Source organism: Rhodococcus sp. NPDC057529 (assembly GCF_042802055.1).
Classification (GTDB): Bacteria; Actinomycetota; Actinomycetes; order Mycobacteriales; family Mycobacteriaceae; genus Rhodococcus_F.
Window position 1 is genome coordinate 22727 of sequence record NZ_JBHVEY010000019.1, and the last position, 17073, is coordinate 39799.

A 17073-nucleotide genomic window follows, 5' to 3' on the forward strand; every position below is an offset into this window, starting at 1 on the left:
CGACGAAGGGGACCTCGGTGAAGTACCGGGGTCCCCTTCGTCGTGCCGGACTACGTGCCGTCCGGTTGTCGTGCTCTACCGCTCGTCGTACCGGCGCGGATCTGCGACGGGAATCTCCTCCGTCTTGTCCGTGGTCCAGTCGTGCTGCTCCGTGGGAGCCTCCGACTTGCCCAGGTCGACGTGGCGTCCGCCACCGCTCTGCGGGACGTCACCACCGTCGGCCGGTGCGGGCTGCTTGCCCTTGCCGCCGCGCAGCGCCAGGAACAGTCCTGCGATCAGGGCGATGAGACCGAGGATGCCGGCGATGATCGGCACGGTGCGACCGAACGTGCTGAGCTTGTCCATACCGTCCTTGGCCTGCTGGACCTGGTACTCGATGGTCTGCTCGTTGAACGGCAGTTCCACCTTCAGGACGTCGATCTCCGGCTTGTCCTTGTTGCGGGCGTAGTACTGGTGCAGCTGCTCCTGGCCCTTGACGACGACACCGGTCTCGGGCTCGACCCACAGGTCACGCACGTTGGTGTACCAACGGGTCATCGTGACGGGGAGAGTGCCACCGGGGACGCCCCAGGCTTCGGCGGGCAGCGTCAGCTTGTTGGTGGGCGAGTTGACGACCTTCGACAGGTCGACGGGATCGATCGTCTGGCTGTAGTGGTACACCTTCAGGCCGTTGATCTCCGTCTCCTCGACGAAGTCGATGTCCTGGGTGGCGCGCGCGTTCAGGTCGAAGTAGGGGTAGCTCTGCTTCTTCGAATCGAACGGGAACTTGTACTGCAGTCCGTCGCGCGGAACTTCCTCGGCAGGCTGGTTGGGCTGCGTCTGGATGGTGCCCACCGGGTCGTTGGTCGGCATCGACGTCTTGCGGTCGACGGTGTTGCGGTCGACGATCGCGGACAGCAGTCCGGTGTCGCCCTGCTTGTCGGTGCGCCGCAGCGTCTGCCCTGCCTGGAGAGTGACGACGTCCGCGTTCGCGGGGTCCTCGGTGGTGACGTAACGCTGTGACACCAGTGGAACGTTCGTGTTGACTTCGGCCTTGCCTGCGAGAAGAGACTGCGAGTTGAGCACGCTGCCGGAACCTTCGGCGATCGTGGTCACTTCGAGGTCCAACGGCGTCTTCGCCAATTTGCCCACCGTGTAGGTGGGAATGAGAATGGCGACGGCCAAGAGGAAGGCACCGAGGCCCACCAGAATGCAAGCAAGTATCCGGCTCGGCCCTGAGCGCTCCGCCATGCTTTCTCTCCTAACCCAATTCTGTCGATTGAGATTCCCCCACCGGCAGCACGGCTGCACGGATCGCATGGAGCCCACATCGACACCACGTGAGGCAAAACACTAACAGTCTCGAATGCGCATTTGCCCCATCGGATAGTAAACGCACCGGCCGTTCCGCAGCGAAGTGACCGGGACGGAGTTTTCCGTCACAGGGCCCGGACCAGGCACACTGTTGGTGATGAGCACTCCGGCCACGATCTCGCCCGCGCCCGCGGCGACCGCTACTCCGCGCAGTTTCATTCCCGCACTGGAGGGGATGCGCGGTCTCGCGGCGCTGGGAGTGCTCGTGACGCACGTCGCGTTTCAGACGGGCGCGACGCACGTGCCGGTCCTCGGCCGGATCTGGGGGCGATTCGATCTGGCGGTGGCGGTCTTCTTCGCGCTGTCGGGATTCCTGCTGTGGCGCAGCCATGCCGGGGCGGCGCGGGGGATGGGTTCGGCCCCCGGCGTGGTGCGGTACTGGATTTCGCGGGCGACGCGCATCCTGCCCGCGTACTGGGTCGCCGTGGCCGTGGTGTTGACGTTCCTGCCCACCGCCAACGCGAGTTACCGCACGTGGTGGGCGAATCTCGGTCTGGTGCAGGTGTTCGTGCCCCTCACTCTCACCGACGGCCTGACGCAGATGTGGAGTCTGTCGGTGGAGGTGGCCTTCTATCTGGTGCTTCCGCTGCTGGCCCTCGCACTGGTCCGGCTACGGGGTCCGGCTGCGCGGCTGCGTGTTCCGGCGATCCTCGCGTTGATCGCCGTGAGCCTGACGTGGGCATTCGTGCCGGTGTCGACGCCGGGCGGTATCCACCACGACAACTGGCTGCCCGGGTACCTGCCCTGGTTCGGAGCTGGGATGTTGCTGGCCGAACTGGCGGTGAGCCCGCCCGGGCGGATGCATCGCTGGGCGCATCACCGTGTCGGGATGTTCCTCGTCGCCGCAGTGGCATTCGCGCTCACGGCGACCGACCTCGCCGGGCCGGAGGGGCTGGTGCGTCCGGAACCGTGGCAGTACGCCGTCAAGATGGCGCTCGGCGCCGTCCTCAGCTTCGCGTTGATGGCTCCGCTGGTGCTGTCCGACAGGTCCACCCACCGTTACCTCGCGAGCCCGCTCGCGCTCGCGGTGGGCCGCTGGTCGTACGGCATCTTCATCTGGCACCTCGCGGTGCTGTCCATCGTCTTCCCCGTGTTCGGGCTCGTTCCGTTCACCGGGCACTTCGTCTACATCCTGTTCCTGACGACCGTGCTGAGCGTCGCGGTTGCGTCGGCGAGTTATGCGTTGGTGGAGGAACCGGCGCGCCGCGCCGTCAAGCGCTGGGAGGCGCGCGCGAGCAACGCCGAACGTCCGAGCGGCAGCACGGCCAGCCCGGTCGCGACGAGCGCGAGCAGCAGCGGGAACTGAACGAGGAACGAGTGCCCGACGTATCCGCCGGGCGCGCGCCACGGCCCGGTCGACAGCATCGCCATGCCGAGCATCGTCGTCGCTCCGGCGACCCCGACCAGCACGCGCGCGGTGGTGGCGGGCCCGCGTAGCCGGATCAGGACCACGGCCAGCAGCGTCGCCACGACCGTCGTCACCGCGCCGACGGGACCGCCGATCACGGTGGCGGCAGCGAGGATTCCGAGCCACCCGACCGTTGCGCTGCCCCACGTCCGGGGTGCCGGGCCGGGATCGCGCTCACGGGCGCGACGCGGCCACAACGCGGCGGCGAGCAGCGGGATCAGCAGTAGCAGGCCGCCGAAGATCCCCAGCCGGTACCAGTGGTCGGTAGGGAAGTCGAGGGTCACCGTCCCCCTGGTTCCCGCGGGCAGGATCCATCCCTGCTGCCAGCCGTCGACGACGACGGGCGTCAGTTCGCTGCCGTCCGGGGCGGTGGCCACCCAGCCGACGTTGGTGCTCTCGGGGACGACGACGAGACGCTCGGCGTCCGAGGGGGCGACCGTGAGTTCTCGGTGGTTCTCCGTCCACGCGGTCGTCGACACCTGCTCGGTCGGCACGGCCTCTGCCTGCGGTCCGGCGTCGAGGCGCAGACTGTCGACGAAGAACGCCGACCCCGGGTCGACGGTCACGTCCTGCGATCCCGCCGCCAGCGGGACGGGGCCGGGATCGTCGCAGACCGTCGCGGGAACCGGGTCGCCCGAGAGCAATTGCCCGGCGGTTGCGGTGACGCTCGTGCGCACCGGCTGCCCGCCGATCGACACGACCGGCCCCTCCTCGCAGGGCACCGTGACCGGGCGTTCCCCGGCGTCGTCGACCGGACCCGAGCCGGGCAGCAGGACGCCGTCCTCGCCCAGCACCCCGACCTCGGCGAGTCCGGCGGGCTGCAGCTGGGCGAACCCGAGAGCGTTCTGGTCGAGGGTGCTCTTCCAGGACACGAGGCTGAGCACGATCCGGTCGGTCACCCGGGGTTCGACAGTGACCGTCCCGTCGTCCTCGTCCACGTCGCGCACCTGCGGTCCGTTGCCGAGGTCGACGGCGACCCGGTCGGGGGCGGCGGGCACGGCACCCAGGCTGGGCGTCAACTGCAGGCCGGTGACGAGCGTGGGTTCGGGAAGATCGATCGTGAGGGTCGGTTTCGCGCCCTTGCCGCTGGTGGTGTCCTGTTTCGCCGACCAGCTGGTGCGCGGATCGTTGTCGGTGGCGGCGAACGCCGAGCCGCGCAGGTCGACGATGTTGCTGGTTCCGTGGGCGGACGGCCGATCCCGTTGCGTGAGAACATCCTCCAGCGGTGCGCCCTGCCGGGCCCGCAGTGTGAGCTGCGGCGTCACCGCGGTCGGTTCGGGCACCGACAACGTTCGCTCGAACGTGCCGACCTCCTCGGGCGGCAGGACGAAGGCGTTGCTGCACCGCACCCGATCCGGGGCCTGCGCGCACGCGTTGCGGCCGGGGAGCTCCTGGCTGAGGTCCCAACCCGACACGGACGCGCCCTCGGGGGTGGGAGGCAGCACCGTCCGGTACCGGATCGGCACGGTGACCGGGGCGTCACGCTGGGAGAAGTCCTCGACCGATACCTCGCTGATGCCGAATTGCGTTCCCGGGGAACCGTTCTCGGTGCGGGTCGCGGTGATCCGCACCCACGGGGTGACGCCACCGGGAACGGACACGGCGATCGGTTTGCCGGGGGCGTCCACCTTCACGGCCGTGCTGCCGTTGGGCGTCGACACCTCCATCCAGCGGACGGGCGCGCCGATCGCGGCCGGGCTCGTCGTGATGTGCAGCAGCGAACTGGTGAGAGGGGTGTCGAAGTCGATCTGGAGCCACTGGCCCAGCGCCCGCTCGATGCCGTTGCTGAACCAGCCCGTCGCCGGGTCGCCGTCGACGGTCGCGGCGGCACTGCTGGCGGGCGAGGAGCCGCCGAGTTGGGTGGCGTCGGACGCCGCACTCGACACGCTCAGCGTCGCGCCCTCCCACCGGCCCTCGACCAGCGGGGTGTCCGCCACCGGATAGTCGGGGACGAGATTGAACGTGCGTCGCGCATCGTCCGGGGTCCGCAGCGCCGAACTGTGATTGTCGACCTGGCCGTAATCGGTTTCGCGGTCCCGGGGCGTGTCCGTGACCGTGACGTCGTCGACGGGCAGTCCGGCGCGTTTCGCGTCCGCGGCCAGCAGGACGGGTCCGGTTCCGGGCAGGGCGCCGTTTTCCCGCAGGCGCTGCAGCGATTCCGGACCGCCCTGCACATGGGGGATGCCGTCGACGTTCGCCGTGTAGGGGCCGCTCGTCGCGGGCGATCCGTCCGGCGTCGACACCTCGAAGATCTCGATGGCCGGATATCGCGGCCGCAGGTCGCTGTCGATGACGAGGCCCTCGACGTCGCCGGGTCCGATGTCCTCGCCGAACTCCGCGACCCGGGTGAATCCGGGAGATCCGGTGACGGCCTGGTGCGCGAGCAGTGGGCGCGTCGACCGCGACGTCTCGGGGTCGAGGTCGTTGCGGAGGACGAGGTAATGGATGCCCTGGCCGAGCAGGGTCTGCGCCATGCCGTCGGAGGGCCGGCCGTCGGCGATCAACCGCTGGATCGAGTCCATCGCCCGGATGGTGCCGGGCGGGGTGAGCGGCACGGCGTCGCGGGACGCCCACGGCGTCGACGCCAGCGCCTGCATCGGCTCGTCGCGGGTGAGACCCCACAGCTGACTGCCGAACGGTGCGCCGGGCACCACGAGCGCGCGTTCCGCGTCGGAACCGTCGGGACTGCTGCCCCCGGCGTTGTCCTCCAGCCACGACGCGGCCTGCTGCCAGTAGTCGGGGACGTCGGTGTACGTGCCCCGCGGTGCGAGCTTGCCCGTCCATGCCAGCGACGTCGCGAGGGTGAGGGCGACCAGCACCAGGCTGGTCACCGCGACCATCGGTTCGCGCTCGGGATGCGCCAACGCGCTGCGCCACCGCGCGAACGGCACGGACCCGGGCAGCGGCACCTTCGCCAGCAGATGCGCCAGCCCGAGCACGAGCGGGAGCCGGACGAGGGGCTCGAGTTTGTGCACGTTCCGCAGGGGCGCCCCGGTGGAGTCGAGGAACAGTCGCACCTGATCGGCGAACGGGGAACCGAGTTCGCCGATGTAGCCGGCGGCGAGGCCGGCGACCCCGACGAACAGGATCAGGGTGAGGCGACCGCGGGCCGGCATCGACCGCATGCACAGTCCCGCGAGACCGGCGGCGGCGATGAGCCCGGTCGCGGCGACCGCGGCGGGCTGGGTGACGAGCACCGCGCCGGCGATGCGCTCGGGGGAGACGAACGGCGTCCAGCTGTCGGTGCCGCGGAGGATCTCGGCGAGCGACGTCCACTGTGTGGTCACCCCGGACGATTCGATGTAGTCGAGGAACGGTGGGCTCACCTTGCCGAGCAGCAGCAGGGGCACGATCCACCACAGCGTGGCCAGCGCCAGGAACGGGAACCACCACGCGGTGAACACCCACCACCGCCGGTTGGGGCGGTGCGCGATCCACCACAACCCTGCGACGAGGCACGCGGCCGCGGTCGCGACGGCGTTGACCGCACCCATCAGCGCAACGGCCAGCGCCGACTGGGCCGCCAGCCGTGCAGGTGAGCGCCAATGCGCGTCCCGGGACGCTTTGCCACTCACGTGGGAGAGGGCGACGACGACGGGCAGAAGAACCCACGGCGCCAGCATCATCGGGAGGGTTTCCGAAGAGATCGAGCCCAGGGTGGTGAGGACGCGCGGGGAGAACGCGAACGCGACACCCGCGATGACGCGGGACGACCGGCTACCGGCGCCGAGTGCCTCGGCGAGGCGGACGATGCCCCAGAATCCGGCGACGAGCAGCAGTGCCCACCACACCCGCTGGGTGATCCACGCCGGGACGCTCAGGACGTCGCCGAGCGCGAAGAATGCGCCGTGCGGGAAGAAGTACCCGTAGGCCTGGTTCTGCACCTGGCCCATGGGGGCCTGGCTGCTCCACTGATGGGACGCCCGTTCCAGGAATCCGATCGGATTCTGGGACAGGTCGTACTTGGTGTCGGCGGCGAGCCGGCCGGGGGTTTGGAGAAACGCGAGAAGAAACGCTACGACGGAGGCGCCGAACAGCCACCGCCGCGACAGAGGCTCCGCCGAGGGCTCCATGGCCGCCGACTCGGGGGAGGTGCGGGAACGTGTCGAGCCGGCGCTCTCAGCGGCTTCCGTACTCAACCTGGTTCAGGAGTGAGGAATCCGCGTTGCCGCTCCGGTCGATCTCGGGACGCGTGTTGTCCTGTGCGGCTGCGGTGATGCCGAGCGTCGCCACGGTGCCGAGAGCGACACCGACCACGGCGCTGACCACACCGGGCACAAGGAACTTCCCCATCAGACATCTCCCACCGTCGTGCCATCGACGCACACGGCTACTCCCGCGTACGAATTGCTCGGGTCAAGGTATCACTCGTGGGCCGCCGAACTGCTGATTGGTGCTCGTGGGCCGCTGTTTCCGCAGTTCACGGGCTCTGCTGCACGCCCAGGGCCCGGAGCAGCGTGCGCAGTTTGGTGGTCGTTTCGTCGAGTTCGGACTCGGGGTCGGATTCGGCGACGATGCCCCCGCCTGCGGTCGCCAGGGCCTCGAGCCCGTCGGCGGCGATCTCGGCGCAGCGGATGGCCACCACCCAGTCGCCGTCGCCGTCGCCGTCGCACCATCCGACTGCGCCGCCGTAGAACCGCCGATCCTCCTCGACGTCCCGGATGGTCGCCAGGGCCGCGTCGGTCGGGGTCCCGCACACCGCGGGCGTCGGGTGCAGCAGGACCGCCAGGCCGAGGGCGCTCGTCGACTGCTCGCGCAGCACGCCTTCGATGGGAGTCGCGAGATGCCACACCTCGTGTGTGCTCGTCAGCACCGGCGAATCCGGGACGGTCAACTCGGTGCACAGCGGCGCCAGGACGTCCCTGATCCAGGCCGTGACGAACGCGTGCTCGGCCAGGTTCTTCGTGGATTCCAGCAGCGCCCGGCCCTCCGCCTCGTCGGCCTCCGAGTCGGCGCGACGCGGCGCGGTTCCGGCGAGCGGACGGCAGGTGACGCGTCGCCCGCGCCGGCTGAGCAGCACCTCGGGGCTGGCCCCGACGAGACCGTGGCCGCGGAAGCCGTCGCCGGCGGCGGACAGGTCGACGGCGAACCCGTTGGCGGTCGGGTTCTGGTGAATCATTTTCGCGGCCAACGCTTCTGCGGAGATCGGGGTCTCCGCGCGGAGGGTGACGCTGCGCGCGGCCACCACCTTGCCGAGGGCGCCCTCACGCAGCCGGTCGACGAGGGACCGGACGCGGGCCACGTGGTCGGCGGGTTCGGGGATCTGCCGAACGACGCGCACGGAGGGGAGTGCGGCGACCGTGCCGGGCCGCCACGGGCCGTCCGTGAACTCCCACGACTCCGGGGCGGTCAGCGCGGCGGGACGTGCGGGGTCGAACGGCAGCGCCCCGACGATCAGCCCGGTGTCGCCGTTCGCGAGGGCGGCAACGGCGGCGGACGCGGTGTCGTACCCGTGCCGCGCCCCGGACGTGCGCAGCGTCCGATCGGCGCGGGAGAGAAGGAAGCCGTCCATGGTCACCCGACAGTAGTCGGGCGTCCGGATTACTTCCCCGGAGGCACGATCAGCACCGGGCGGTGACTGTGCCGGAGCACGTGGTCGGCGACGCTGCTCTGCAGCAGCGACCGCAGGCCGGTGGTGCCCCGCGTGCCGGTGACGATGATGTCGACCGCCAGTTCGTCCGACGTCTCGACGATCGCCGTCCAGATCGTGCTCGTGCACTCGATGCACCGACCCTCGGTGGCGAGGCCGGCGGCCTCGGCGAGCAGGACACCCTCCTCGTTGGTGACCTTGGCATCCGAGAACGCGACGTCCTCGGTCTCCTCGTCCGGCACCCACTCGGGTTGCATCACCCCGGACAGTCCCGACATGCGCGCCGCCTGACGGACCATCGGCTCCCACACCGTCACCAGCACAGCACGATTGGAGGCGAGGAATCGTCCTGCGCACTCCACGGCACGCTTTGCGTTGTCGGATCCGTCGTAGGCGATCAACATCAAACCACCGGGCACCACGACCTCCTGAGTACGGGTTTCCTCTGTGTCCAGATTACCAAGACGGGCGGCAGCGGTCGTCGATTCGGGGCCTGCCGCGGCAGCGTCGGCGGTGAACTGGGCTACCGTCGAACCCATGCGGATCAAGTATGCCCTCGCGCTCGCAGCCTGTACCGGCCTCGTCGCCGGGTGTTCGTCGGGCGGTGGCGAGACGGTCGCGGAGTCGTCTTCGGCGACGCCGTCCCCGTCCTCCGTCGAGCCCGCGTCGCACACCGGCACCGCATCGCCCGCCGCCGCGCCGGTGTCGTGCGAGACGCAGTTCCTGCAGTCGTTGCCGTTGCGGCGCAAGCTCGCTCAGCTGTTGAACGTGGGCGTGACCGGCACCGCGGATGCCGCCCAGGTGGTCCGGAACGAGCAGGTCGGTGGCATCTTCATCGGAAGCTGGACCGACGAGGCCATGCTCGCGAACCGCGAGGTTCCGCAGGTTGCCTCGGCGTCGTCGCTGCCGCTGATGGTGACGATCGACGAGGAGGGCGGGCGGGTGTCGCGCGTCGAGAACCTGCTCGGGGCCGATCCCTCCGCCCGGCAGACCGCGGCCACGATGACGGAGGAGCAGACGTATCAGATGGCGCTCGAGCGCGGGCGCGGACTGAAGGACCTCGGGGTCACCGTCAATTTCGCGCCCGACGTCGACGTCAGCAGCCAGCCCGACGACAGCGTCATCGGCGACCGCTCCTACTCCGACGATCCCGCCGTCGTCACGCGCTACGCCGACGCCTACGCGCGCGGCATGCGGGACGCGGGAATCCTGCCGGTGATCAAGCATTTCCCCGGTCACGGATCCGCGTCCGGCGACTCCCACACCGGGGCCGTCACCACCCCACCGCTCGAGCAGTTGCAGACCAAGGACCTCGTCCCGTTCCGGAACCTGGTGTCCACGGGGGTCGGCGTCATGCTCGGCCACCTCGAGGTGCCCGGTTTGACGGCGCCCGGGATCCCCGCCAGCATCAGCCCCGACGCCGTGGCGCTGCTGCGCGGCGGCACCGGATACGGCGCGCCGCCGTTCACCGGCCCGATCTTCACCGACGACCTCAGCGGCATGCAGGCGATCACCGACCGCTACGACATCACCGAGGCCGTCGAGACGGCACTGGAGTCCGGTGTCGACGTCGCGTTGTGGCTCACCACCGACGACGTCCCGCGGGTCCTCGACCACCTCGAAGGCGTTGTGGCCTCGGGCAAGCTGCCGCAGCAGCGGGTCGACGAGGCGGTGCTGACGGTCGCGCGAGCCAAGGGCGCACTGACCTGCTGAGGGAGTGTGCTGGTATTCTTCTCGTCCGCCGGTCGAGCCCGGTTTCTTACCGTAGAGTAAGATAGCGGGTTGGACGATGATGGAGGACGTATGGCCGGCGGCACCAAGCGACTGCCGCGCGCAGTGCGCGAGCAGCAGATGCTCGACGCTGCCGTCGACGTCTTCTCCGACAGGGGTTTTCACGAGACGTCGATGGACGCGATCGCGGCCAGGGCGGAAATCTCGAAGCCCATGCTGTACCTCTACTACGGCTCCAAGGACGAACTGTTCGCGGCTTGCATCCAGCGGGAGGGGCTGCGCTTCGTCGAGGCGCTCGCACCGGCCGGCGATCCCGGGCTGAGCCCGCGCGAGCAACTGCGCCGCGCGCTCGAGGGGTTCCTCGGGTTCGTGGGCAAACACCGCAAGTCGTGGATGGTGCTGTACCGCCAGGCGATGGGGCAGCAGGCGTTCGTCGGCTCGGTGCAGTCGAGTCGCGACCGGCTGATCGAACTCACCGCACATCTTCTCGAGTCCAGCACGAAGGATCCGGAGCCGGGCCAGGATTTCGAACTGATCGCCATCGCCCTGGTCGGGGCGGGTGAGGCCGTGGCCGACCGCGTCGCCGGCGGCGAGATCGAGGTCGACGCCGCCGCAGACCTGCTGGAGTCGCTGGCGTGGCGCGGCCTCGCGGGCAAGAAGAAGCCGGAGTGAACGGGACGCTCGTTCGATCAGATCGAACGAGCGTCCCGTTCGTCCCCCGTCAGCGCAGCGTCGCGGTGAGGTGCGGGTACCCCTTCTTCGGGTGCTTGATCGACAGATCCCAGCCGTCGCCGGTCCGATCGGCGTACACGTTCAGCGCGGACGGCAGCAGGATCGGCTTGCCGAAACGCACGCTGTAGGTGACGGCGTCCGGGATCCGGCCCTCCACCGACCCCAGGACCGCAGCCGCACTCCACATGCCGTGCGCGATGGTCTTCGGGAACCCGAAAGCCTTGGCGCCCAACGTCGACACGTGAATCGGATTCCGGTCGCCGGACACCGCCGCGTATTTGCCGATCGTCTTCTGATCGACCCGCAGCGTCCGCAGCGGGCGCGGCGGCTCCTCCTCGGCCTTCGGCTCGGGGCCGGGCTGACCGGACAGCGACGTCTTCTGCTGACGCAGGAACGTCGACGTCTGCTTCCACACCAGCTCGCGTCCGACCCGGATCTCACTGATCACGTCGATGAGAAGCCCCTTGCGGTGCTCACGCAGATTCTCCGCGTGCACCGACACGTCGAGGGGTTCGACAACCGAGATCGGGCGGAACTGCTCGATGACGTTCTCCGCGTGCACGGAACCGATGGCGGGGAAGGGGAAACCCTCCGACACCATCAGCTTCATCACCACCGGGAACACCAGCGTGAACGGGTACGTGAGCGGCAGGGTGTCGCCGAAGCGCAGCCCCGTCACCCGGTCGTACGCCGCCAGGTTGTCGGGATCCACGCGCACGCCGTTCAGGACGAGCGTCGTGTCCGGGGCGCTGTGCCCGCTCGCACCGATGACCGGCAGCGCGCTGCGCACGGCGCGAGTGTAGATGTCGAGCGTGCCCGGCTTCTCCGTGAGTTGCACGACCTTGCCCGACATCAGGCGCCCAGCAGGCTCTGGCCGCAGACGCGGACGATCTGACCGGTGACGGCGTTCGACGCGGGGCTCGCGAAGTACGCGACCGTCTCGGCGACGTCGACGGTCTCGCCGCCCTGCAGCAGCGAACTCATGCGGCGTCCGGCCTCGCGCGTCGCGAAGGGGATCGCCGCCGTCATCGCGGTCTCGATGAAGCCCGGCGCGACGGCGTTGATGGTGATCTTCTTCTTCGCGAGCACCGGCGCGGACGCCTGTACCAGTCCGATGACACCGGCCTTGGAGGTGCCGTAGTTGGTCTGGCCCCGGTTGCCCGCGATCCCGGCGATGGAGGAGACATCGACCACGCGGCCGCCTTCCTTCAGTGCGCCCTTGGCGACGAGGACGTCGGTGATGCGCTGCGGTGCAAGGAGGTTCACACCGATCACCATGTTCCAGCGGCCCTCGTCCATGTTGGCGAGCGTCTTGTCGCGGGTGATGCCGGCGTTGTGGACGATGATGTCTGCGCCGCCGTGCCGTTCGAGGACGAACTCGGCGAGCTTGTCGGCGGCGTCGTCCGCGGTCACGTCCAGGGCGAGGGAGGTGCCGCCGACCTTGTTGGCGGTCTCGGACAGCGCCTCACCCGCTGCCGGGATGTCTGCGCAGATGACGTGCGCGCCGTCACGGGAGAGGACCTCGGCGATGGTCGCACCGATGCCGCGGGCCGCGCCGGTGACGATGGCCACCTTCCCGTCGAGCGGCTTGTCCCAGTCGGCGGGTGCGACGGAATCCTCGGACCCGACGCGGATGACCTGGCCGCTGACGAACGCGGACTTGGCCGACAGCAGGAAGCGCAGCGTCGATTCGAGACCGGACAGTCCGGGGGCGGCGTTCGGCGAGACGTAGACGAGCTGAGCGGTGGCGCCGCGCTTGACTTCCTTGCCGACGCTGCGGGTGAAGCCCTCGAGCGCGCGCTGGGCGATGTGCTCGTCGACGTCGGACGTCTCCTCGGGGGTGGTTCCGATGACGACGACGCGCGCGGACGGTGCGAGGTTGCGGATGACCGGCTGGAAGAACTCGAACAGCTGCTCGAGTTCGATGATCGAACCGATGCCTGTGGCGTCGAACACCAGGGCGCCGTACCGGTCGTCGCCCGCGCCCGCGGCGGGGTAGTCGGACAGGAGTTCGCGCAGCGGCTCGACGAGGCGGCCCTTGCCGCCGATCAGGACCGGGCCGGCGAGTGCCGGTTCACCGTGCTTGTATCGCCGCAGGTTCTCGGGCCGCGGCAGTCCCGCCTTCGCGGCGATGAACGCGCCGGGTGCGGATGAGAGGAACTGGGAATAGAGGTCGGGAGCTCCCTTGCTGGCTGCCACGGTCCTACCTTCTGTCGTCGTTCGGCGGTCAGTCACCGAGCACCGAGTGGAGTGCGGTGTCGACAAGTAACTTACTCCTGAGTAAGAATAGTAGCCAACAGGTAATCGCACCAGATCCTTGGAGACGTCAGTGACCAGCAAAGCGCGCACCAACTCGAACTCCGCTGCGGCCCCGAAGCCGGGCGGAAAGCAGCAGCGTCCCGTCGCGATCGTCGGCGGAAACCGCATCCCGTTCGCCCGCTCCGACCGCAAGTACGCGCGGGCGTCCAACCAGGACATGTTCACCGCCACCCTCGACGGACTGGTGAGCCGTTTCCACCTCCAGGGCGAGAAGCTGGGCCTCGTCGCGGGCGGCGCCGTCCTCAAGCACAGCCGCGACTTCAACCTGATGCGCGAATGCGTCCTCGGCAGCGCCCTCAGCCCCTACACCCCGGCCTTCGACCTGCAGCAGGCCTGCGGCACCGGGCTGCAGTCGATCGTCGCGGTCGGTGACGCCATCGCGGCAGGCCGCATCGACGCCGGCGTCGGCGGCGGCGTCGACACCACGTCCGACGCGCCGATCGGCGTCAACGACGAACTCCGCGAATTCCTGCTGTCCCTGAACCGCGCGAAGAGCACCGGCGATCGCATCAAGCTGCTCGGCAACGTCCGCCCGTCCATGCTCGGCATCGAGATCCCGCGCAACGGCGAACCCCGCACCGGCCTGTCCATGGGCGAGCACGCCGCCATCACCGCCAAGGAGTTCGGCGTCCGCCGCGAGGACCAGGACGCACTGGCCGCCGCCAGCCACCAGAACATGGCCGCCGCCTACGACCGCGGATTCTTCGACGACCTGGTCACCCCGTTCCTCGGCCTCACCCGCGACGACAACCTGCGACCCGATTCCACCGCCGAGAAGCTCGCCAAGCTGAAGCCGGTCTTCGGGGTGAAGGCGGGCGACGCCACCATGACGGCGGGCAACTCCACCCCGCTCACCGACGGTGCGTCCGCGGTCCTGCTCTCCACGGACGAATGGGCCGCCGAGCGCAAGCTTCCGGTCCTCGCGCACCTCGTCGACTCCGAGACCGCGGCCGTCGACTACATCCACGGCACGGACGGGCTGCTCATGGCGCCCACGTACGCCATCCCGCGTCTGCTGGCCCGCAACGGCCTCACCCTGCAGGACTTCGACTTCTACGAGATCCACGAGGCCTTCGCGTCCGTCGTGCTCGCGACGCTGCAGGCATTCGAATCCGACGAGTACTGCAAGGAACGCCTCGGGCTCGACGGCGCACTCGGCTCCATCGACCGCAGCAAGCTCAACGTCAACGGCTCGTCGCTGGCGGCCGGCCACCCGTTCGCCGCCACCGGCGGCCGCATCGTCGCCTCGCTCGCCAAGATGCTCGCGGACAAGGGTTCGGGCCGCGGCCTGATCTCCATCTGCGCCGCCGGCGGCCAGGGTGTGACGGCAATCATAGAGGCGTGAACCGACCGGCCTTTCCGGTAGCTGGGAGACCGGAAAGGCCAGCGTGTGCGCGGTGCGAGCGGGGGTCCGGCAACGAGGGGTGGCCGGATCCCCGAAAACTTTTCCGACAGGTGTAACGCTGGAGATTAGCTGGCGATATCCCTGTCAGCCCCGTGTTGCTGCCTGACCCCCGACCTGGCAGCAGCGCGGGGCTCTTGCATTTCCGGCGGCCGGTAGGCTGACGTGGGGGTCTCGACCGGGCCTCGCTCGGATCGGATCGCGCTTGAAATGCAACGAGCACCGACGGCAAGCTGAGGCCCGCACGAAGGACAACTCGGTGAGAGGGCCACGGTGAACCACGAAGACGGCGACAAGGGGAGCACTGCACCCGAACGGTCGACGCCGGACCCTGACGCGACGCCCGACAGCGTCGAACCCGAGAACGCGGCCACCGAGCCCGCTCCGGAAGCGGACGAGGTGACGCCTCCCGACGACGCTCCGACGTCGCAGCCGAGTGCCGACGAGGCCCCGACAACGCAGTTGGACCTCGGTGACCTGGGAGAAAGGTCCGAGGGGCAGGCCCCGTTGTGGGTGGAGCCGCAGGCGAACGAGGACGTCACGCAGGTGATTCCCGCGATTCCGCCGGGTCCCGTTCCCGGTCCGACGCAGGCGTACACGACGCCGGCCGAGGACCCGACGGTGGTGGCCCCGCCAGCCGCGCCGCCGGTCCCGCCGCAACCGGAACCGCAGCCCGCGGAGGAGCCGGCCGAGAAGGCTCCGGCCCGTGCCTCGTGGGTGAAGGTTGCCGCGATCACCGGTGGTGTGATCGCCGTGATCGGCATCGCGTACGCCGCGGACCTCGCGGTGTCCTCCGGAAAGGTCCCGCGCGGGGTGACGGTGGCGGGCGTCGACGTGGGTGGTTCGACCCGCGAGGAGGCGGAGGCCACGTTGCAGGCGCAGGTCGGCCCCCGCGTCGGTCAGCCGCTGACGGTGCGGGCCGGTGACGTGTCGACGGAACTCGTGCCGTCCGCCGCCGGGCTCGGGGTCGATTGGGAAGCCACCCTCGACCGGGCCCATTCGCAGCCGCTCAACCCGTTCACCAGGGTGGCGTCGTTCTTCACCGCCGACGAGATCGGGGTGGTGTCGACCCGTGACGAGACCGCGCTGGCGTCCGCCGTCGACGGCCTGCGCAGTGAGACCGACCGCGCGTCGCGCGAGGGGACCGTCGTGTTCGAGGGCGCGACCCCCGTCCCGGTGGATCCGTCGACCGGGCAGAACTTGAACGGTGAGGGTGCCGAGGCGGCGCTGATCGAGAATTGGGCGTTCGGCCGGACGGTGGATCTGCCGGTCGACGTCGTGCCCGTGACGGTGACGCAGGAGGGTGTCCAGCGGGCGCTCGACGACGTGGCGGTGCCGGCGGCGTCCGCCGATCTGGTGGTCACCGGTCGCGACGGCAAGGTCGCGACCGTGCCGCGTCAGCAGATCGGTGCCGTCGTCGGCTTCGAACCGGACGGCAGCGGCGGGTTGAAACCGACGTACAACTTCGAGGCCGCGACCGGCATCCTCGCCCCGCAGCTCGTGTCGACGGAGATCGTTCCGAAGGATGCGAAGATCACGCTCGACGGGGGATCGCCCGCCGTCGTGCCCGCGGTCGTGGGCGATCTGGTGCAGTGGCCCAAGACGTTGGAGACCATGCCCGAGGTGTTGCGCGGCAACGGTTCTCACACCACCCCCGCGGTGTACGGGCCGGTCCCGCCTGCCCTGACGACGGAGGCCGCGCAGGCGCTGGGTGTGAAGGAAGTGGTCGGCGAGTTCACGACCGGCGGTTTCTCGGCGGCGTCCGGGACGAACATCCGGCTCGCTGCCAGCGAGATCAACGGGGCGCTCATCAAGCCGGGCGACACGTTCTCGCTGAACGGGTACACCGGTCCGCGCGGAACGGCGCAGGGCTACGTGGAGTCGGGCATCATCAACAACGGCCGACCGGACACCGCCGTCGGCGGCGGTGTGAGCCAGGTGGCGACGACGCTCTACAACGCCGCGTATTTCGCCGGCATGGAGGACGTCGCGCACACCGAGCACTCGTACTACATCTCGCGGTACCCCGAGGCACGGGAGGCCACCGTCTTCGAGGGCGCCATCGACCTGCAGTTCCGGAACACCGGAAAGACGGGTGTGATGATCCAGGCCATCGGCGGCGCCTCGGATCTGACCATCCGGTTCTGGGGCACCAAGTCGGTCGACGTCGAGTCGATCACCGGCAACCGCACCAAGCCGACGCAACCCGACACGGTCACCCTGCCCGCCGGTGACCACTGCATCGCCTCCAGCGGCGCACCGGGGTTCACCGCCAGCGACACCCGGGTGATCTCCGATCACGCCACCGGCCAGGAGATCTCCCGGGACACCAGGACCGTCCGCTACGACCCCGTCCCGATCGTGAAGTGCGAGGAACCCGGCGCACCGCCGAAGCCCGACGAGCGCACCCCCGCCGCCTCGCCGGCCCCGTCCGCTCCGGCCGAGAACCCGAGCACCACCCCGAAGCCGAAGCCGAACGAAGGCGAGTAGCCGCACTCGTTCTCTGTTCGCGCACACCCTCGTGGGCCCGAAAATTTC

At 69.6% G+C, this 17073-nt stretch carries 11 protein-coding genes and 1 pseudogene; 5 read left to right on the plus strand and 7 right to left on the minus strand.

Features of this window, described 5'->3' with window-relative positions; genetic code table 11:
- Positions 1-75: 75 nt before the first annotated feature.
- Complete coding sequence (locus ACFU5V_RS30770) at positions 76-1230, minus strand: DUF3068 domain-containing protein (RefSeq protein WP_378703629.1); 1155 nt, start codon at positions 1228-1230, stop codon at positions 76-78.
- Between the two features lie 220 nt (positions 1231-1450).
- Between ACFU5V_RS30770 and ACFU5V_RS30775 the strand changes: the two are divergent.
- Positions 1451-2506, plus strand: a pseudogene (locus ACFU5V_RS30775) (acyltransferase family protein); the annotation flags it as partial.
- Between the two features lie 23 nt (positions 2507-2529).
- On the opposite strand, the gene ACFU5V_RS30780 reads toward ACFU5V_RS30775, so the two are convergent.
- From ACFU5V_RS30780 to ACFU5V_RS30795, 4 genes are all read right to left on the minus strand, one after another.
- A complete protein-coding gene (locus ACFU5V_RS30780; protein WP_378703631.1) occupies positions 2530-6834 on the minus strand; it encodes an alpha-(1->3)-arabinofuranosyltransferase family protein in 4305 nt (1434 codons plus the stop codon).
- 46 nt (positions 6835-6880) lie between these two features.
- The gene (locus ACFU5V_RS30785; protein WP_005258546.1) at positions 6881-7054 is read right to left on the minus strand and encodes a DUF2613 domain-containing protein; all 174 of its coding nucleotides are present in this window, start codon (positions 7052-7054) and stop codon (positions 6881-6883) included.
- Between the two features lie 127 nt (positions 7055-7181).
- Entirely contained in the window at positions 7182-8273 is a 1092-nt protein-coding gene (locus ACFU5V_RS30790) for an isochorismate synthase MenF (protein WP_378703633.1), read from the minus strand.
- Positions 8274-8302: 29 nt separating this feature from the next.
- Positions 8303-8770 carry a universal stress protein gene (locus ACFU5V_RS30795; RefSeq protein WP_378435435.1) on the minus strand — a complete coding sequence of 156 codons (468 nt, stop codon included), beginning with the start codon at positions 8768-8770 and terminating at the stop codon, positions 8303-8305.
- Positions 8771-8888: 118 nt separating this feature from the next.
- On the opposite strand from ACFU5V_RS30795, the gene ACFU5V_RS30800 reads away from it, so the two are divergent.
- Both ACFU5V_RS30800 and ACFU5V_RS30805 read left to right on the plus strand, forming a co-directional pair.
- Complete coding sequence (locus ACFU5V_RS30800; RefSeq protein ID WP_378703635.1) at positions 8889-10064, plus strand: glycoside hydrolase family 3 N-terminal domain-containing protein; 1176 nt, start codon at positions 8889-8891, stop codon at positions 10062-10064.
- 90 nt (positions 10065-10154) lie between these two features.
- A complete protein-coding gene (locus ACFU5V_RS30805; RefSeq protein ID WP_072947513.1) occupies positions 10155-10754 on the plus strand; it encodes a TetR/AcrR family transcriptional regulator in 600 nt (199 codons plus the stop codon).
- 49 nt (positions 10755-10803) lie between these two features.
- On the opposite strand, the gene ACFU5V_RS30810 is transcribed toward ACFU5V_RS30805, so the two are convergent.
- Together ACFU5V_RS30810 and ACFU5V_RS30815 are read right to left on the minus strand one after the other, a co-directional pair.
- On the minus strand, positions 10804-11667 hold the full coding sequence (locus ACFU5V_RS30810) for a MaoC/PaaZ C-terminal domain-containing protein (RefSeq protein WP_378703636.1): 864 nt from the start codon (positions 11665-11667) through the stop codon (positions 10804-10806).
- Positions 11667-13013, minus strand: a complete 1347-nt coding sequence (locus ACFU5V_RS30815) for a 3-oxoacyl-ACP reductase (RefSeq protein WP_378442066.1) — start codon at positions 13011-13013, stop codon at positions 11667-11669. The genes ACFU5V_RS30810 and ACFU5V_RS30815 overlap by 1 nt, the downstream gene beginning before the upstream one ends.
- Positions 13014-13143: 130 nt before the next feature.
- On the opposite strand from ACFU5V_RS30815, the gene ACFU5V_RS30820 reads away from it, so the two are divergent.
- Together ACFU5V_RS30820 and ACFU5V_RS30825 are read left to right on the plus strand one after the other, a co-directional pair.
- Positions 13144-14478: an acetyl-CoA C-acetyltransferase gene (locus ACFU5V_RS30820; protein ID WP_378703637.1), complete on the plus strand. Its 1335-nt coding sequence runs from the start codon at positions 13144-13146 to the stop codon at positions 14476-14478.
- Positions 14479-14808: 330 nt separating this feature from the next.
- Positions 14809-17025, plus strand: a complete 2217-nt coding sequence (locus ACFU5V_RS30825; RefSeq protein ID WP_378703639.1) for a VanW family protein — start codon at positions 14809-14811, stop codon at positions 17023-17025.
- Positions 17026-17073: the final 48 nt, after the last annotated feature.